At 50.2% G+C, this 16,132-nt stretch carries 14 protein-coding genes; 1 reads left to right on the top strand and 13 read right to left on the bottom strand.

Translation table 11 applies throughout. The annotated features are described in order from the left end of the window. Nucleotides 1–9: 9 nt before the first annotated feature. The 4 genes from NK662_RS13065 to NK662_RS13050 all read right to left on the bottom strand — a co-directional run bounded on the left by NK662_RS13065 (nt 10) and on the right by NK662_RS13050 (nt 4,821). Nucleotides 10–1,329: a carbohydrate ABC transporter permease gene (locus NK662_RS13065; protein ID WP_254759381.1), complete on the bottom strand. Its 1,320-nt coding sequence runs from the start codon at nt 1,327–1,329 to the stop codon at nt 10–12. 79 nt (nt 1,330–1,408) lie between these two features. Next, complete coding sequence (locus tag NK662_RS13060) at nt 1,409–2,719, bottom strand: ABC transporter substrate-binding protein (RefSeq protein WP_438503619.1); 1,311 nt, start codon at nt 2,717–2,719, stop codon at nt 1,409–1,411. 26 nt (nt 2,720–2,745) lie between these two features. After that, nucleotides 2,746–3,765: a LacI family DNA-binding transcriptional regulator gene (locus NK662_RS13055; RefSeq protein WP_254759379.1), complete on the bottom strand. Its 1,020-nt coding sequence runs from the start codon at nt 3,763–3,765 to the stop codon at nt 2,746–2,748. 315 nt (nt 3,766–4,080) lie between these two features. Further along, nucleotides 4,081–4,821 (bottom strand): helix-turn-helix transcriptional regulator, encoded by a 741-nt coding sequence (locus NK662_RS13050; protein WP_254759378.1) that lies wholly within the window; start codon nt 4,819–4,821, stop codon nt 4,081–4,083. Nucleotides 4,822–4,954: 133 nt separating this feature from the next. Here NK662_RS13050 and NK662_RS13045 point away from each other — a divergent pair, with 133 nt between their 5' ends. Beyond that, on the top strand, nt 4,955–7,237 hold the full coding sequence (locus tag NK662_RS13045; RefSeq protein WP_254759377.1) for a glycoside hydrolase family 65 protein: 2,283 nt from the start codon (nt 4,955–4,957) through the stop codon (nt 7,235–7,237). Between the two features lie 55 nt (nt 7,238–7,292). Here the strand turns inward: NK662_RS13045 and NK662_RS13040 are convergent, their stop codons facing one another. From NK662_RS13040 to NK662_RS13000, 9 genes are all read right to left on the bottom strand, one after another. Continuing rightward, complete coding sequence (locus NK662_RS13040) at nt 7,293–8,711, bottom strand: glycosyltransferase family 2 protein (RefSeq protein WP_254759376.1); 1,419 nt, start codon at nt 8,709–8,711, stop codon at nt 7,293–7,295. Continuing rightward, nucleotides 8,689–9,735, bottom strand: a complete 1,047-nt coding sequence (locus NK662_RS13035; RefSeq protein WP_254759375.1) for a HEAT repeat domain-containing protein — start codon at nt 9,733–9,735, stop codon at nt 8,689–8,691. The genes NK662_RS13040 and NK662_RS13035 overlap by 23 nt, the downstream gene beginning before the upstream one ends. A 90-nt stretch (nt 9,736–9,825) precedes the next feature. Further along, the gene (locus NK662_RS13030) at nt 9,826–10,062 is read right to left on the bottom strand and encodes a hypothetical protein (RefSeq protein WP_254759374.1); all 237 of its coding nucleotides are present in this window, start codon (nt 10,060–10,062) and stop codon (nt 9,826–9,828) included. Nucleotides 10,063–10,142: 80 nt separating this feature from the next. Continuing rightward, nucleotides 10,143–10,802: a thiamine phosphate synthase gene (thiE, locus tag NK662_RS13025; RefSeq protein WP_254759373.1), complete on the bottom strand. Its 660-nt coding sequence runs from the start codon at nt 10,800–10,802 to the stop codon at nt 10,143–10,145. Beyond that, entirely contained in the window at nt 10,799–11,614 is an 816-nt protein-coding gene (thiD, locus tag NK662_RS13020; RefSeq protein ID WP_254759372.1) for a bifunctional hydroxymethylpyrimidine kinase/phosphomethylpyrimidine kinase, read from the bottom strand. Before thiD ends, thiE begins: the two co-directional genes overlap by 4 nt. Continuing rightward, a complete protein-coding gene (gene thiM, locus NK662_RS13015) occupies nt 11,611–12,423 on the bottom strand; it encodes a hydroxyethylthiazole kinase (protein WP_254759371.1) in 813 nt (270 codons plus the stop codon). Before thiM ends, thiD begins: the two co-directional genes overlap by 4 nt. Before the next feature lie 453 nt (nt 12,424–12,876). Continuing rightward, nucleotides 12,877–14,124, bottom strand: coding sequence for a bacillibactin exporter BcbE (gene bcbE / locus NK662_RS13010; RefSeq protein WP_254759370.1), 1,248 nt, complete (start codon nt 14,122–14,124; stop codon nt 12,877–12,879). Between the two features lie 85 nt (nt 14,125–14,209). Next, complete coding sequence (locus tag NK662_RS13005) at nt 14,210–14,722, bottom strand: DUF3231 family protein (protein WP_254759369.1); 513 nt, start codon at nt 14,720–14,722, stop codon at nt 14,210–14,212. 242 nt (nt 14,723–14,964) lie between these two features. After that, entirely contained in the window at nt 14,965–16,110 is a 1,146-nt protein-coding gene (locus NK662_RS13000) for a cation:proton antiporter (RefSeq protein ID WP_254759368.1), read from the bottom strand. Nucleotides 16,111–16,132 lie beyond the last annotated feature (22 nt).

The raw sequence follows: 16,132 nt of genomic DNA, 5'->3' as shown, positions 1-16,132 counted from the left end.
TCACACTCCTTACTTTTTCGAACCGTCAGAAATCAAATCCGCACCAAGGAATTTGATGTAGATGATGGAGATAATGGCCACACAGATAAAGACGATCACTGCGATGGCAGAGCCTTCCCCGAAGTTGGACTGCGAGAACATGAGGTTGTAGGCCATCATGGAGATGGTTTCTGTCGAGTTCGCCGGGCCTCCGCCTGTCAGTACATAGATCAAGTCAAACACGCGGAATGCATCCAAGGTACGGAACAGCAGCGCTACGAGAAGACTGGATTTCAAGAGCGGCAGCGTGATGGTAAAGAATTGCCTTGTCTTTGTTGCGCCATCCATGGATGCAGCTTCATAGAGGGAATCAGGGATGGTTTGCAGGCCGGCCAGCAGTAGAAGCGCCATATACGGTGTTGTCTTCCAAACGTCCGCAAAAACCACGGCAAACATCGCGCCATTTCCTGTTGTCAACAAATCACTCATCTTATGAATAATGCCGAGATCAGCAAAATACTTGGCAACGATTCCATTCTGTCCATCGTATAAAAACTTCCACATCAGTGCTGATACGGCTGTCGGAATGGCCCAAGGAATCAAGATTGTCGCACGCACAAGACCACGGCCAAAGAATGCCTTATTGATAAGAAGAGCAATTGCCAGACCCAGCACTGTTTCCACAATAACTGAGATAATGGTAAAAATACCTGTATTTCTTAAGGCGTGCCACATCCGGTCACTGGACAGCAAAGTCTTGTAGTGCCCCAATCCAATCAAGTTCGGCTTCACAATGGACTCATCCAAGGAGGAAGCCAAGCCCGCCACTTTGTCGCCGTCCTGCAGCACCTTGCCATTCTTATATTGGTTCAGCTGCTTGGCAGCATCTGAAAACACTTTGTCATACTGGTTCGCTTCATCAGCGGAAATTTGGGCAAACTTCTGTTTGTCAGTCGGATTTTCATAGTTCAGCACCATTTCACTGACTTTATCGTACTGTTCCTTATGATTCTTCTGAATGCCTGCATCGGCCTTCCGCAAATCCTCTATGATTTGGGTGAGCTTGCTCTTTACATCCGCATCTTTGGCAGAATCGGTTTCTGTCTGCAGCGATTTCATCAGGAATGGATAGTTATTGGCATAGCGCTCCAGATCCAGCTGTGCCTTTGTTTGAATGGATGATTTTGCAGGATCAGTCAGCTTATAATCAAACAAGCTGAAATAAAATGATTGCAGCACCGGCCATACAGCGATAGCCAGGATGAGAATCAGGGCGGGCGTCACAAGGAGATAGCCAAGCCTTCTCTCCGCTTTCTTCTCGCTTGAATAGGATTGCTCTTTTTTTGCCACTGCGATGTCCTCCTTTATGACATAAAGGATTAGTCTTTCTCAGGAGAAGGCTCTCCCGAGAAAGACTAAAGTTTTTGCCTTATTTCTTTAATGCATCCTTCAGTTGCTTCTCCATTTCAGCAGCTGCCTGCTCTGCAGTCATTTGGCCCGCAATCGCTTTGGACAGGTTGATCTGCATGATTTCGGATACCTTCGGATAGATTGGTGTAACAGGACGCGGAACAGCTGCACTCAATGCATTGACAAAGCCCTGCTCTTTAAAGAACGGGTTCTTCTTTAGAATGTCCTGGTCGTTGAACAAGTCTGTAAGAGTTGGAGCCAAACCGCCTTCAATCGCAGAAATCTTCTGGCCTTCCGCACCGTTCATGAACTTCACAAACTCCCATGCTTCCTGCTTATGCTTGGAGTATTTGTTGATGGCGGACATCCAGCCGCCCAATGTCGCTGCAGAGCCCTTGTCGCCCGCCGGCAGCGGAGCTACGCCAACCTTGTCAACAACCTTCGATTGCGCCTGATCCTGCACCATGCTCCACATGTAAGGCCAGTTGCGGATCATCACGCCTTGACCTTCCAGGAAGGCTGTATGGGATTCGATTTCCGTAAATGTGTTATTGTTGTCAGGCACGAAATCAGACTTGGCAACCTCCACAAGCTTCTTAATGCCCTTGATGGCTTCCGGGCTGTTAACAGCCACGTTGCCGTTTTCATCAATAACCTTGCCGCCATAAGCAGCGATAAACTCTACTGCGTTACATACAAGACCTTCGTACTGCTTCGCCTGCATCAGGTAGCCAAACTTTGTGCCGCCTTGCCCCTTTGTGGCCTTTGCTGTGGCAATCAGCTCATCCCAAGTTTTTGGCACCTTGCCGTCAGGGACAAGGTCTTTGCGGTAGTACAGCATACCGGCGTCAATGAACTTCGGCATGGCCCACTGCTTGCCGTTGAAGCTTGCTGCCGCCACAGCACCTTTGTTGTACTTGGCCATGTCAACATTGTCTTTTTGAATGAAGTTATCAAGCGGCAGTACATAACCTGCTTGTGCAAATTCTGCCGGCCATACTACGTCAAGATCCATTACATCAATTTCAGAGGACTGGGCATTCAATGCAGTTACGTATGCATCGTGCTGCTTGCCGGAGTCAGATGGCATTTCGCGGAATTCAACCTGGATATTCGGATGCTTTTTGTTGAACTCTTCCACGATTTTCTTTGTCGCGTTGGTGGTGTCTTTACCGCGTGCATAAATCAGCTTCACGGTGCCGCTCTTGGCAGTGTCCTTGTTTGCCGTGCCTTCATCCTTCTTCGTATCATTGTTGCCGCCGCAGCCTGTCAATACAAGCGGAGCTGCAAGCGCGAATGGAGCGATTTTCTTGATAAGCTTCATAATCATGACCTCCAGTGTAGTTGGTATCGTTTTCATTTTTCTTTTGTGGGCAACACGCTTACACATGTTGACTCCCTGACAATCAACTCGAGCGGATACTCGTATACTTCCCGCTGAGTATACTGGCGGGACTCAATCTTCTCAGCCATGAGTGCAATCGTTTGCTGTGCCATCAGACCAATTGGCTGCCGGACTGTTGAGATGTTGGGCTCCATAAGAACCGTAATCTTCTGGTCATCAAAGCCAATGACCGCCAAATCCTCTGGAACACGGCAACCATGCTGCTTTGCCCCGGCAATAATCCCCGCAGCTACTTCATCTCCCCCAGAGAAAACAGCAGTCGGCCGGATTTTCATGTCCTTAATCTGCGCAAAGACACGGATTCCATCCTCAATCGAGTACGCATCGCGAAAAATATATGTGTCTGGAAGAAATAATGAATGCTCCTGCAGCGCCTTTCGCAATCCTTGTTCCCGATGAAATGCAACCTGACTTCTTGTTCCTCCCGAGCAGCAGGCAATTCTCGTATGTCCCATGGCAAGCAAATGCTTGCCGGCTATGTAGCCTCCATACTCCTGGTTAAGACGAATCATCGGCACTTCCGCAGCATCATCAAACTCATTGCAGAGGACAATAGGCCCATATCGAACATATGGAGCAATCGCTTGCCATTCATTCTGAATAGAAGTCATGACAATCCCATCCACTTGCTTGCGTCTGAGCAGTTCTGCATACTTCAGTTCCTTTTCCTGCGAATACATGGTTTGGCACACGATGAGCTGATAATCCCGCTCGGATGCTGCAAGTTCCATTGACTGTAGGAGCTGACTGAAAAAGGGGTTCATCAGCCGGGGCACAAACACGGCGATAAGGCCGGTGCGCTGTCTTCTCAGACTTTGTGCTGCCGAATTGGGCACATAGGCTAACTGCTGCATCGCCGCCAGGACGCGTTGGCGTTTTGCTTCGGACACGTGCGGATAGCTATTGATGACCCGCGACACAGTTGACTTGGACAAACCGGCCAGCTTAGCAACATCATCTATAGTCGACAAAAACTGACTCCCCTTCCTGTTTTGGTAAATCATCCCACAAAATTGAAATTGATTTCAAAATCATTCTACGATGTTTTGGAAAGGCTTTCAACATTATTTTTTGAAAGTTTTATATACACTTTATATTCTGATATTAGAAGAAATGAATGCGATTTATCTTTATATCGAGATAAAAAGAATTAATTTACTTAAAAAATGATTTGGCTCTCGCATACATACCTGCGCCAGATAGAGATTTGTCGAATTTCGTGATAATTTCTGCTATAACATTTGCCGCCACAGGAAAAGCTAAGTGCACTCCCCCGTTGCGGCATTCTATGGCTGCTCCCGCTGGCGGAATTCGCGCGGTGTCAGGCCGGTGTATTTCTTAAATAATGCTGTGAAATAGCTTTGGTTACAAAACTGGAACAGCAGCGCAATGTCAGAAATACTGTAGCTCGTATGCAGTAAAAAATACTTTGACTCTTCAATCCGCTTTTGGTTGACAAAGTCCGTAAAGCTTAAGCCGGTCTCCTGCTTAAATCTGCTTGAGAGATAACCAGGATGCACATGGGCCTGCTGTGCAGCCTCATCAAGGGAAAGTCTCTGCAGAATATTCTCATGTACATATGCGGCGGCTGAGCGGACAGGGAGACTGTAGCCGTGGACCTCCTGCTTCCCGCGCACTGTCTCCGTGAAATGATGGAGCATATCATACTCCATCTGCTGCAGGGCAGGTAAGCTGCTCAGCTTTTCAATTTCAAGAATGTATGCGTCACTCAACTGGAATGCTGTCTCTGGATGTACCCCGCCCTCAATTACAGCCCGGGTAAACAAAGTACAGGCAGCAATCAATGAGTTCTTGCGTGAACGGACCGGATCTTGGGCCAACCTTGCCCCCTTTAAAGCATTGATGCGCTCCAGCACTTCTTTGGCATGCGCTTCTTTGCCCAGCCGAATGGCTTCAAGCAGCTGCCGCTCATATTCAAAAGGCGGATGAAGATAATTCTCCTGCTGATGCTGTTCCCGGGAACGCAGGTATTGCTTTATAACAGATTGTTGAATTGAGCTTTGCATGCTTTATCACATCCAACCTTAAATTTTTAACAATATCCTTTATATTTTAATAGAAAATAGCTATTTTTCCCATTACAATGCAAGTAATTCCATCTGGCCCCGGCCGGAATGATGAGGTAGGAGTGCAGATACGATGACATGGATCATTACAAAAAATGAGCTGACTGAGTCAGACCTTCTCAATACAGAAAGCCTGTTTGCACTGGGCAACGGCTATCTTGGCGTACGCGGCAACTTCGAGGAAGGCTATGCTTCCGGCATGAACTCCATCCGCGGTACATACCAGAATGCCTTTCATGATGTAATTGAAATCTCGTATGGAGAAAAGCTTCACGCCTTCCCGGAAACACAGCAAAAGCTTGTAAACGTGATTGACACGCAAACTGTTAAGCTGTATTTCGGCGAACAGGAGGAGGAATTCTCCTTGTTTGATGGCGACGTCTCCTCCTTTGAGCGCACGCTGCATATGGATCATGGCTACACAGAGCGGCTCATCCATTATCGTTTGCGCAATGGCGAAGAGGTGCGCATCCGCTTCCGCCGCCTTGTATCCTTTACGACACGAGAACTGTTTGCCATTGATGTTCAGATTGAGCCGGTTACCTTCCGCGGTCAGGTGAAGGTGGTTTCCACAGTAAACGGAGATGTTTCCAACTATGTGAATCCCATGGACCCGCGTGTTGGCGGAGGCCATGCAAAGCTGCTTCATACAGAGCAAGCCGGCTTTCAAAATGATTGTTTGTATGTGATGAACAAGACAACAGCATCCGGGCTTTCCACTGCCTGCGTGTCCCGCCATGCTGTACAAGGTGCACACCAAGTAGAGATGCGCACAAGTGAAAAAGCTGCAGAAGCCATCATTACCTTCTCTGCTTTGACGGCACCTGTTTCAGTCACAAAGCTGAATGTGTATACCGATACACTGCGCCATGAAAAGAACTTGATTGAAAAGGGTATTTCCATTCAGGAAGAGCTGCGCTCTGCCTCGTTTGAGGATATGCTTGGCTGGCAGAAGCAGTATCTGGATGAGTTTTGGAGCAATGCCGATATCATCATTGGCGGCGAAGAAAGCCTGCAGGAGGGCATCCGCTTTAATCTGTATCACCTGCTGCAATCAGCCGGGCGCGACCCGTTCAGCAACATTTCCGCCAAAGGCCTCTCCGGCGAGGGCTATGAAGGCCACTATTTCTGGGATACAGAAATTTATATCATTCCCGTATTCCTGATGACAAAGCCGGACTTGGCCAAGCAGCTGCTGATTTACCGCTATTCCATCCTGGACGGTGCCCGCGCACGCGCGAAGGAAATGGGCCACCGCCAAGGCGCTTTGTTCCCGTGGCGCACCATTGCCGGCACCGAGTGCTCCGCCTTCTTCCCGGCAGGAACCGCCCAGTACCATATCAGCGCGGATGTGGCTTACAGCTACATTCAATACTATTTGGCAACAAGAGATACGGCATTTATAAGGCAGTACGGTGCCGAGGTGTTATTTGAGACAGCACGCCTCTGGGCGGATACTGGGCACTATGATAATGGCCTGTTCAAGATTGACGCCGTGACCGGTCCGGATGAGTATACCTGCATCGTCAACAACAATTACTACACGAATGCCATGGCGAAGTACAACCTGCTTTGGGCATCAAAAGCGTACGATATTTTGGCAGAGGACGAGTCTGCTTTTGAAGCGCTGCGCGGGCGCCTGAACCTGGACGCGCAAGAGCCGTTGGAATGGGAAAAGGCTGCGGCGGCCATGTATCTGCCATATGACGAGGGCCTGAAAATCAATCCGCAGGACGATTCCTTCCTGCATAAAGCCGTATGGGATTTTGATAACACACCGGATGACCATTATCCGCTGCTGCTGCACTACCACCCGCTGACATTATACCGTTATCAGGTATGCAAGCAGGCGGATACTGTATTGGCGCACTTCCTGCTGGAGGACGAACAGGATTTGGAGACCATCAAGCGTTCCTATGACTATTATGAAGCAGTCACAACGCACGACTCCTCCCTATCCTCCTGCATTTTCAGCATTATGGCTGCAAAGGTTGGCGACCAGGATAAGGCGTATGAATATTTCAACGAGACTGCCCGCCTTGACTTGGACAACACGCATGGCAACACAAAAGACGGCCTGCACATGGCAAACATGGGCGGCACTTGGATGTCCATTGTCTACGGCTTTGGCGGTGTTCGTCTGAAGGAATCCGGACTATCGCTCGCGCCGATTCTGCCATCACAGTGGAAGAGCTATTCCTTCCACCTCCTGTATCAGGGCCGCAAGCTGAAGGTGGAGGCAGAAAAGAAGCATGTACGCGTTACACTCGTGAATGGAGAGAGCCTCACGCTGAAGCTGTATGGCGAAGATGTGCAGTTGACTGCGGGCCATGCTATAGAACAAAAGCTTCATTGAGCAAGAAAAAGATGTCCCGCGGGACATCTTTTTCTTGTTGCGGCTATGTACTTCCTTATTTGATGACTCCCTTCCGTTTCATCTCCCCCCATCCGGTTTTGCCGCGGATGGCCTGGAATGTGGCAATCAGGCGCCAATAGGAGGTCACCGGCCGGTACCAAAAGGATTCTGACAGCGCATAGACGAACAGCTTGGTTAAATCCCGAATGCGCGGGTAGTTGCGGACCCCCCAGTTTTCCAGCAGCACTGCTGCCGCAGAGAGAAACGAACCGTACAACGCGCCGACAATGAACACCATAATCACAAACTCGCTGAAGCCCCTCATCACAATGGCATCTATCACTACAAATACATACCCTGTGAATTCAATCAGCGGGCCCAGCAGCTCTACAATAAGAAAATACGGCATGGCAACAAGTCCCATTCCCCCGTAGCGGGGATTGAACAGCATAGCCTTATGGAGCCACAAGCTTTCATACAAGCCCCGGTGCCAGCGGGTGCGCTGCGACTTTAAAATTTTCCATGTATCCGGTGCTTCGGTCAGACAGATGGCTTTTGGCACATACAGAATACGCCCCCTGCTTTTTTGCTCCCGCTTTAAGCGGTGCAGCCGGACGATGAGCTCCATATCCTCCCCCACCGTTTTCTCCCGATATCCGCCAGCCCGCACGATCCAGGCTTTATTAAAAATACCGAAGGCACCAGAGATGATGGGAAGAATATTATAGCGGCTCAAGCCAAGGCGCCCAATTAAGAAAGCCCGGATGTATTCAATAATTTGCATGACGACAATCGGGCTGTCAGGCAGACTGATTTTCTTCACTTCCCCCTTCTCAATCACGCTGCCGTTGGCAATGCGGACGCTGCCGCCGACGGCAATGACCTCCTCGCGGGACTCCAGCACCGGCTTCATAATATTGGCCAGCGCATCCTTTTCCAAAATTGAATCGCCATCCAATGAACAAAAATATGGGTATCTCGATGCATTGATCCCCGCATTCAAGGCATCTGCCTTGCCGCCGTTCTCCTTGTCAATCAGAAGCAGGTTGCTAAAACGCGCGGAACGGTAAATGCCGCGCACTTCCTTCGTGTTCAACTGCCGGCGGACAACGTGCTCGGTCTTCTCCATTTCGAAGGTCTCCAGCATCACCTGCATGGTGGCATCCTTTGAACCGTCATTGATCACGATCACCTCAAAGAGGGGATAATACATGTCCAGCAGGGATAAAACGGAGGCCCGAATGACCAATTCCTCATTATAAGCAGGGACAAGAATGGACAGCGGCGGCACATTTCCGGTTTGCTGCAGGAGATCCGTATAGGATTCCCTCAAATTCACTTCATTTTCCCGGTACATGCGGGAAAATGCAATGAGGAACAGAATGATATAAAAGCTGCACAGCAGGAGAATATAGATGAAAATGGGAATGGCCAGCGCTTCAACAGCATATCTAATCCATTGAAGTACGCCCATGCGGCACCATCCTTTCCAGACGCTCCTTTGCGATATCACGGGCAAATGCATCCCTGCCTGTACGCACGACCTGCCAGAGCACATCCCTTCCAGTGCTATAGCCGGAAATCGCTTGCGCTGCCGCCAGACGCACCCACCAGGATGTGTCTGATAACAGCTGCACGAGGTACGGAAGGAATTCCTGCTTTTGAACAATCCCCATCGTCTTGGCAGCCATGACCCGCTCCTGCCAGATGGAAGAGCCCACAAACGGAACAAGCATTTCCGGGTGGCGCACCAGTCCGATTTTACTGATGGCCTTCAGCGACCGGGTCCGGATTTCCGGGTCAGTCTGATACAGCAGCGCCTCCAGCTGCGGCAGAAAGGAAATATCTCCCTTGTCTCCCGCCACATCCAGCAGATTATATTGCAGCCGTTTCGGATAGATGGAGAGGCCACGCATATACTCCCGGAACCGTTCCTCCGGCAGCCGGTGCAAAATATCCCGGTATAATACATCAGGCCAGTCTCTGGCATGCTTCAAAATATTCCTGATGCCGGCATAATCTGTTTTGGCAAGAATCCGATAGGCCTCCAGACGCTCTAAATCCGTGGTTCTCTCCCGCATCAACAGCTGCAGCAAATCCTCTGTCAGCTGCGGGATATAAAATTTGTCGATCAGTAGCAAAGCATTATAACGCACCCCTAGGCGAGGATATCGTAATCTTTCCCGGTAATATTCCACAAGGAGCCGTTGGGCGAGCCGTGATAAACGAAGGCTGGCCTTCCTGCTCTTTAACACATTCATATATTGCTCCAGCAGTTCTTCGACAGCCTCCAGCTCCATCTGTCTGGTGAGCCTGAGCCGGAGGAGCTCCCCTGTTTTCACACAATGGGCCACCAAGTGCCGCAGGTGCTGCTTATGCTTTTCCTTTCGCCGCGCACGTTTGCGTTTCACAACATAGCGCAGCACCAGATAAAGATAAATCAACAGCAGAATGCTCAAAAAGCCTGCCGCTGTCCACATCATATAGGTTACCAGCATACATACCTCCGCCAGCCTGTTTTTCGTCTCTATATTGTGCCCCATGACACTGCATTCTTGCCTGACAGTTTTGCACAGCAAAAAAGACGGCTATCTGGAGAAGCCGTCTTTTTTGCTGTACCATTCTGTTATGTTCTGCCCTTGATGCATCTGCGGGCCGTTCCAGCGTTCGTATCCCTTCTGCAGGCCGATCGCCGCCAAGTATCCGAGCAAAAGAACAAGACATAATATGCCGACATTCATAATCATCTTTACATTTTCCAAAGCCTTCGGTTCTGCCAGCGGACGTTCCTCTTCGCTCATCTGCTTATACTTTTCGGTGTTCATTCGCGTCCCGCCTTTTCATCCCGTCGTGACACATTATATGCAAATGACAGGCTGTACGAGACGCAGGCATAAAAAAGTTTCTAGCCCTTCCGCACTTGGCTGTTCACTGCCTCCAGCAGGTCCTGCGCCGCCTTCAACGGCGAGCCGGCCTGGCTGATGGCAGTAATGACAGATACCCCATCAGCACCAGCTGCAACCACTTCTCCAGCGTTGCCTGCATGGATGCCGCCGATTCCGACAATCGGAATATCCATGCCCAGCTCCCGAAGCTTCTGAATCAGCGAAACACCCTGCACTTCCTTCGCATCCTCTTTTGTTCCAGTCGGAAACACGGGTCCAAGTCCGAGATAATCAGCTCCCTGCGCCACGGCCAGCTTCGCTTCCTCGACCGTATGGACAGACACGCCAAGAAGCTTATTGCCAATACGCGCCCGTACTTGATCCACTGGTTCATCCTCCTGGCCGATATGGACGCCGTCTGCATCCAAAGCCACCGCCAAGTCAATATCATCATTGACAATGAACGGGATGCCATGTGCCCGGCAGAGCTGCTGCAGCCCCCGCGCCAGGGCACGCTTAGCTTCACCCTTCAATGCATGGCGGCCCTTTTCCCGGAACTGAAATATTGTGATTCCGCCCGCAATCGCTTCTTCCAGCACTTGAAGCGCCGGCTGTTCCGTGTTCGGGCTTCCCATAATGAAATAGACCTGCAGCGCCTTCCGCAATTCCCCTTGTGTCATGCTTTCCCTCCTAAAACTGCCTGTCTCCGTCCATAAGCCCAATGGTTCGTAGGGCCATGGCCGCCGCCAATTTGCAGGTCATCCGCAATGGCTGCCTGAATGAAATCCTTGGCTGTCTGCACGGCTTCCGCTGCCGTTTTCCCTTTTGCCAGTTCCGCTGTTACAGCCGCGGCAAAAGTACAGCCAGTGCCATGCGTATTCTTGGTAGGCAGCCTGTCGCTTGTAAAGTACTGAAAATGCTGTCCATCATACAGCAAATCCGATGCCTGGCTGCCTTCATCGTGGCCGCCTTTGATCACGACATGACGGACACCGGTATCAAACAAGCGGCGGGCTGCCTCCTGTTTATCCGCCGGGCTTTCAATCTGCATCCCTGTCAGCACCTCCGCTTCCGGAATATTCGGTGTGATGACAGCGGCCAAAGGAAGCAGATGCTCTTTAAGAGCCTGCACAGCCTCTTCTTGCAGGAGCGGAGCACCTCCCTTTGCAATCATTACCGGATCAACCACAATATTTTTCCAGCCGAAGCGGCGGATTTGCTCTGCCACTGCTGCGATAATTTCACTGCTGAACAGCATGCCAGTTTTCACCGCATCCGTTCCTATATCACTGCCGACAGACTGAATCTGCTGTACAATCGCCTCCACGGGAAGCGGATACACCCCCTGTACCCCAAGGGTATTCTGGGCCGTCACCGCAGTAATTGCCGACATGCCGAATACGTCCAGCTCTTGAAAGGTTTTTAGATCTGCCTGAATCCCGGCGCCGCCGCCGCTGTCCGAGCCTGCAATCGTGAGGGCTTTATACGTCATACTGTTTCCCCCTGCAGCAGCTCCGCTTTGCCAAGCGCCAGCACGTCCTGTACGGACACAAGAGCAAGCTGATTCAAGAACTCGATTTGGAAGCTGCCCGGCGCTGCAGCCTTGCCGGCTGCCATTTCAGCCGCTGTCCCATAGTATACAAGCGCTGCCGCTGCTGCAATTTGCGGATTCTTCTCCACGGCCGCGAAAGCGCCAAGCACAGATGTCAGCAAGCAGCCGGTTCCTGTCACCTTCGTTAAAATTGGATGGCCGTTGCGGATGACATATACGATTTCGCCATCTGTGACTACATCTTCTTTGCCTGTAATGACAACCGTGATGCCCAATTGCTTCGCCGCTGTTTTCGCCAGCTCCACAACACTTCCGTTGCCCTCTCCCGCATCTACTCCTTTAATAGCCCAGTTTTCACCGATGACATTGGCCACCTCCGCCGCATTGCCGCGAAGCATTGTCAGCTTGACTTCACTCACGATTCGGCGGGCTGTCTCGGTGCGGTAAGCGGTAGCTCCGGCGCCGACAGGATCCAGAATGACAGGCACGCCATGGGCATTCGCAGACTTTCCAGCCAACAGCATGGCTTCCACTTCTGTTTCATTCAGCGTGCCGATGTTCAGCACCAGCGCACCGGCAATGCTTGCCATATCGGCAACCTCTTCCTTCGCATAAGCCATAACGGGAGAAGCCCCAAGCGCCAATAATCCATTTGCGGTAAAGTTCGTCACTACTACATTCGTGATGTTGTGTACGAGCGGATTTCTTTCTCTTACTTGCTCCAATACTGCTGACAGCTGATTTAACATATTATGTCCCCCTTAAAATAGAAAAAATAAAAGCCGTCCTGCGCAAGCAAGACGGCTGGTAGATACACTGCACCCGTGATCTCTTCCTGCGCTGGCATTACCCAACAGGTTCAAACGGTCTACGACGGATTGGTCGTACTCTCAGCTTGCTTCCGCAGGCTCCCGATTCCATATATTCGTTTACAAGAAAAATTCTAATACTTTTGAAAATAGAAAGCAAGTAATTCAAAATGAAAGCAAAATTGACTTTTACAGCAGACAGACTTACAATGGGGCAGATAAAATGCAGAAGGATAAAGAGGTGTAAGGCTTTGCAGAAGAAAATTATCATGGGCGTCGGAATCGTAATCGCCGCACTTGTTTTGACTTTCATCTTCCTCGTTGCCAAAGGCTTGTTCAGCCTGTTTTTTTCTTAAAAAAGCGAAAAAGCCTTGTGGATACAAGGCTTCTTCATTATGTTTGCGGCACACTTTTTGGTGCGCAAGAGTCAGACTTGCTGTCCTCGTTCTTGCTGCTCTTCGGCTTTACGAAGAACATGATCAGCAATGCCCCGGCCAAGCCGGCTGCCCCGGAAACCCAGAAGATATCCTGGTCAGCACCTTTCATGAAAATGGCGTATAACGGCGGGCCTGCCGCCACCCCGACAAAGCGCATAGAGCTGTAAAGCGAGGTAATGGTACCGCGCTCTTCCTTTTCAATTCCCTCTGTAATCAGCGCGTCCAGACTCGGCAAAGCCAATCCAATGCCGACTCCCCCTATGCTCAGGCTCGTAACAAGTGTGTATACATTGTTGAAAAAGACCGGGATGATAAAGGAGCCTGCCAAGATAAAGAATCCCAAATAGGCACAGCGCCGCATAATTTTCTTGTCATCCCCAATTTTCTTCCCGGTAATAAAGGAACAAAGTGACAGTGCGCTCAGAGGGATGGCAAGGATAAGCCCCTTCCAAATGCCGTCCGTATGATACTTCGTTTCCAAAATGGTTGACAGATAAAACAATGCGCCAAACAGCACGAACATGATAATGGCGCCGGCGATAAAGATGGTGACAAGCCATTTGCCTTTTTCCTTCAGCAGCTTCCAGACGGAATGGACAAATTCCTTTACAGGAACAGGGTCATCCTGCTTCTTCGGCGGCTTGACAAGAAAAATAATCAATAAAACCGCGATGGCACAGAGAATAGGGATAAACCAAAATGGCAAGAACCAAACAACTGCAGCCAGCGCTGATCCGAGAATCGGACTGAGTACTTTCCCGAAGGTATTGGATGTTTCAATCATGCCAAGGCCGCAGCTGATATCCTTTTCATCTTTAAACATATCCCCTACACATGGAAGCACTACCGGCATGGCACCGGCAGAACCAATTCCCTGCACAACACGGCCGGCGAGAATAATCCAATACGGATCGCTCATCTTCCACGATGCCCAGCCTGTGATGGCCCCGCCGATGCCTGCAATGATCAGACTTGGAATAATTACCTTTTTACGACCCCAGCGGTCAGATAAATATCCCGCAATTGGAATAAGAAGAATGGCTACAATGGAGTACACCGTAATAATCATGGAGACCTGGAAGGCTGAAATATCCAGCTTCTTTTCAATTGCCGGCAGAACAGGGATGAGCATCGAATTTCCCAAAGTCATGACAAGCGGTACAGAAGACAACGCCCATAAACAACACTTATCTTTAAGTTCCATTGCTACTCTCCATGTCTACAGAATGGTAAAAGCCGCTCCGGCATCCTGATCCGAGAAAGAACTGCCGAAGCTGATTTCGCATATTTTACGCTTGCTTTGTTTCCTGATGAAGCGGAGGCGGCATAATCCAGCCCTTTTCCTTCATCAAACGAAGCAGTCTAATCCCATCTTTCACTTTTTTGGCATGTAGCTTTTCAAATAGGGCTCCGACGTCTTCACGGATGGATTCAGCAATCAGCTTGCTGTAAGCCGGAAGACAGATGCCGATATCCATGGCCACTGTGTTGGCAATTTGCATATCATGCAGACGCGCCCCTGCCGGGATTTGCTCCAAATCCGCTTTTGGCCGGTCAGCCGGTGTTGGCGGAACCGCAATCTCATTATGAAGCAGAATATCCTCCATATCTTCAATAGAAGGGCGGATGGTGGACTGCATCACATCCTGCAGGAACCCCCGCAAATCTTCATCACCGGTGTGATTGATGTATACCTGATATGCATCAATCGCTGCTTTCGCCACGCTCAGGCTGGACCAAATACCGTATATTTCGCCGAAATGAAGCGGTTCTTGCTTTGGATTGCCGCTTAGAATTCCCATTTGAATTCCTCCTTTGTATTGTGTTCCATATGCCTATGTAATATGACTTACCCTTTTTACCATTCCCATCTTCTTTGTTTTATAAAAGACCACAGCATAGGAACAGTGCCATCGCTGAAAATCGCGGCAGAAAGGCGTCCGTCCAAGCCTGGCCCTTTCCTTTAGTTATGAGCCGAAGCGGCACAATCCTGTCCGCATGAAAAAGGGGATGCAACGCCCGCAGGCATTGCATCCCCCTTTTTTTATATATGAGCTTCTGTTGGTGCTTTTCTGAAGAACAGCTTCATCACAGGCGGGGTAAAGATTGTCGTGACAAGGACCACCATGACAATGATGGAGAACATGGATGCCTCAATTAAATCTGCATCCAATCCAATGGATGCGATAATCAGCGCCACCTCGCCGCGCGAAACCATGGCTGCCCCGATGCCCATTGCGCTTCTCCAGCCAAATCCGGCCGCCTTCGCTCCCAAGCCGCAGCCCACAAGCTTCGTGAGAATAGCGACAACACTCAGCCCAAGAATCAGCGGCCATTGCTCCTTCAGTCCCGTGAACTGCACCGCAACGCCAATGGAAGTAAAGAAAACAGGAACAAAGATGGAGTAGCTGATGGTTTCCACCTTCTCAAACACTTCATGCCTAAAGTCAGTCAGACTGATGGCAATGCCGGCAATATAGGACCCGATAATAGCGGCAACTCCTGCATATTCAGCGGTATAAGCGAAGAAAAAGGCAATAATGAGCGCAGCTGAAATGACAGACTCTGTCACCTTCAGCGAGGCAAGGCGCTTCATGATCCACGGAACAGCTTTCCAAGAAATCAGGATGATGCCGGCGAAGAAGATCACCTTTTTTAACACGACCATCCCGAGATTGACATCGCCTCCAGCCAGACTCATGACAAATGCGAGAGCAAGGATCACAAGGATATCATCAATCACCGCTGCCCCAAGAATTGTGGCACCTTCCTTGGATCGCAGTTGCCCCATTTCCTTCAAAGCCTGCACCGAAATGCTCACGCTTGTGGCGGACAGCAGCAGACCCAGAAAGACTGCCTGCATGGACGGCATGCCAAGCAGCAGACCTGCTGCATAGCCCAGGCCAAGCGGCGCAGCCACACCGGCAAGCCCCACAACCGTGGCAGCACGCGCCGAACGCTTAAACTGCTCCACGTCTGTTTCCAGCCCGGCAATGAACATGAGCAGAACCACCCCGATATGGCTGATTTCCTGCAGTGTGTCTGTTTCCTGTATCAATCCAAGTACAGCAGGCCCCAGAAGAACCCCGATCAGCAGCTTGCCGAGCACTGCCGGCTGCCCCAGCTTCACACTGATGTCACCAGCAAGCTTGGAGGCCAGTACGATAATGGCCAATTCCAAAATAAACATATTCCCACTCCCTTTTTCTGAA

The sequence above is a fragment of the Ectobacillus ponti genome, from assembly GCF_024294785.1.
Lineage (GTDB): Bacteria > Bacillota > Bacilli > Bacillales > Bacillaceae_G > Ectobacillus > Ectobacillus ponti.
The sequence above is the reverse complement of the archived record's forward strand: the minus strand, read 5'-3'. Positions and strand labels throughout refer to the sequence as shown.

Coding starts and splice junctions, on each gene's coding strand:
- NK662_RS13060 (WP_438503619.1), bottom strand. CDS start 2,719: ATGATTATGAAGCTTATCAAGAAAATCGCTCCATTCGCGCTTGCAGCT.
- NK662_RS13005 (WP_254759369.1), bottom strand. CDS start 14,722: ATGGGAATTCTAAGCGGCAATCCAAAGCAAGAACCGCTTCATTTCGGC.
- NK662_RS13035 (WP_254759375.1), bottom strand. CDS start 9,735: ATGCTGGTAACCTATATGATGTGGACAGCGGCAGGCTTTTTGAGCATT.
- NK662_RS13000 (WP_254759368.1), bottom strand. CDS start 16,110: ATGTTTATTTTGGAATTGGCCATTATCGTACTGGCCTCCAAGCTTGCT.
- thiD (WP_254759372.1), bottom strand. CDS start 11,614: ATGACGTATAAAGCCCTCACGATTGCAGGCTCGGACAGCGGCGGCGGC.
- bcbE (WP_254759370.1), bottom strand. CDS start 14,124: ATGGAACTTAAAGATAAGTGTTGTTTATGGGCGTTGTCTTCTGTACCG.
- NK662_RS13045 (WP_254759377.1), top strand. CDS start 4,955: ATGACATGGATCATTACAAAAAATGAGCTGACTGAGTCAGACCTTCTC.
- NK662_RS13050 (WP_254759378.1), bottom strand. CDS start 4,821: ATGCAAAGCTCAATTCAACAATCTGTTATAAAGCAATACCTGCGTTCC.
- thiM (WP_254759371.1), bottom strand. CDS start 12,423: ATGTTAAATCAGCTGTCAGCAGTATTGGAGCAAGTAAGAGAAAGAAAT.
- NK662_RS13030 (WP_254759374.1), bottom strand. CDS start 10,062: ATGAACACCGAAAAGTATAAGCAGATGAGCGAAGAGGAACGTCCGCTG.
- NK662_RS13040 (WP_254759376.1), bottom strand. CDS start 8,711: ATGGGCGTACTTCAATGGATTAGATATGCTGTTGAAGCGCTGGCCATT.
- thiE (WP_254759373.1), bottom strand. CDS start 10,802: ATGACACAAGGGGAATTGCGGAAGGCGCTGCAGGTCTATTTCATTATG.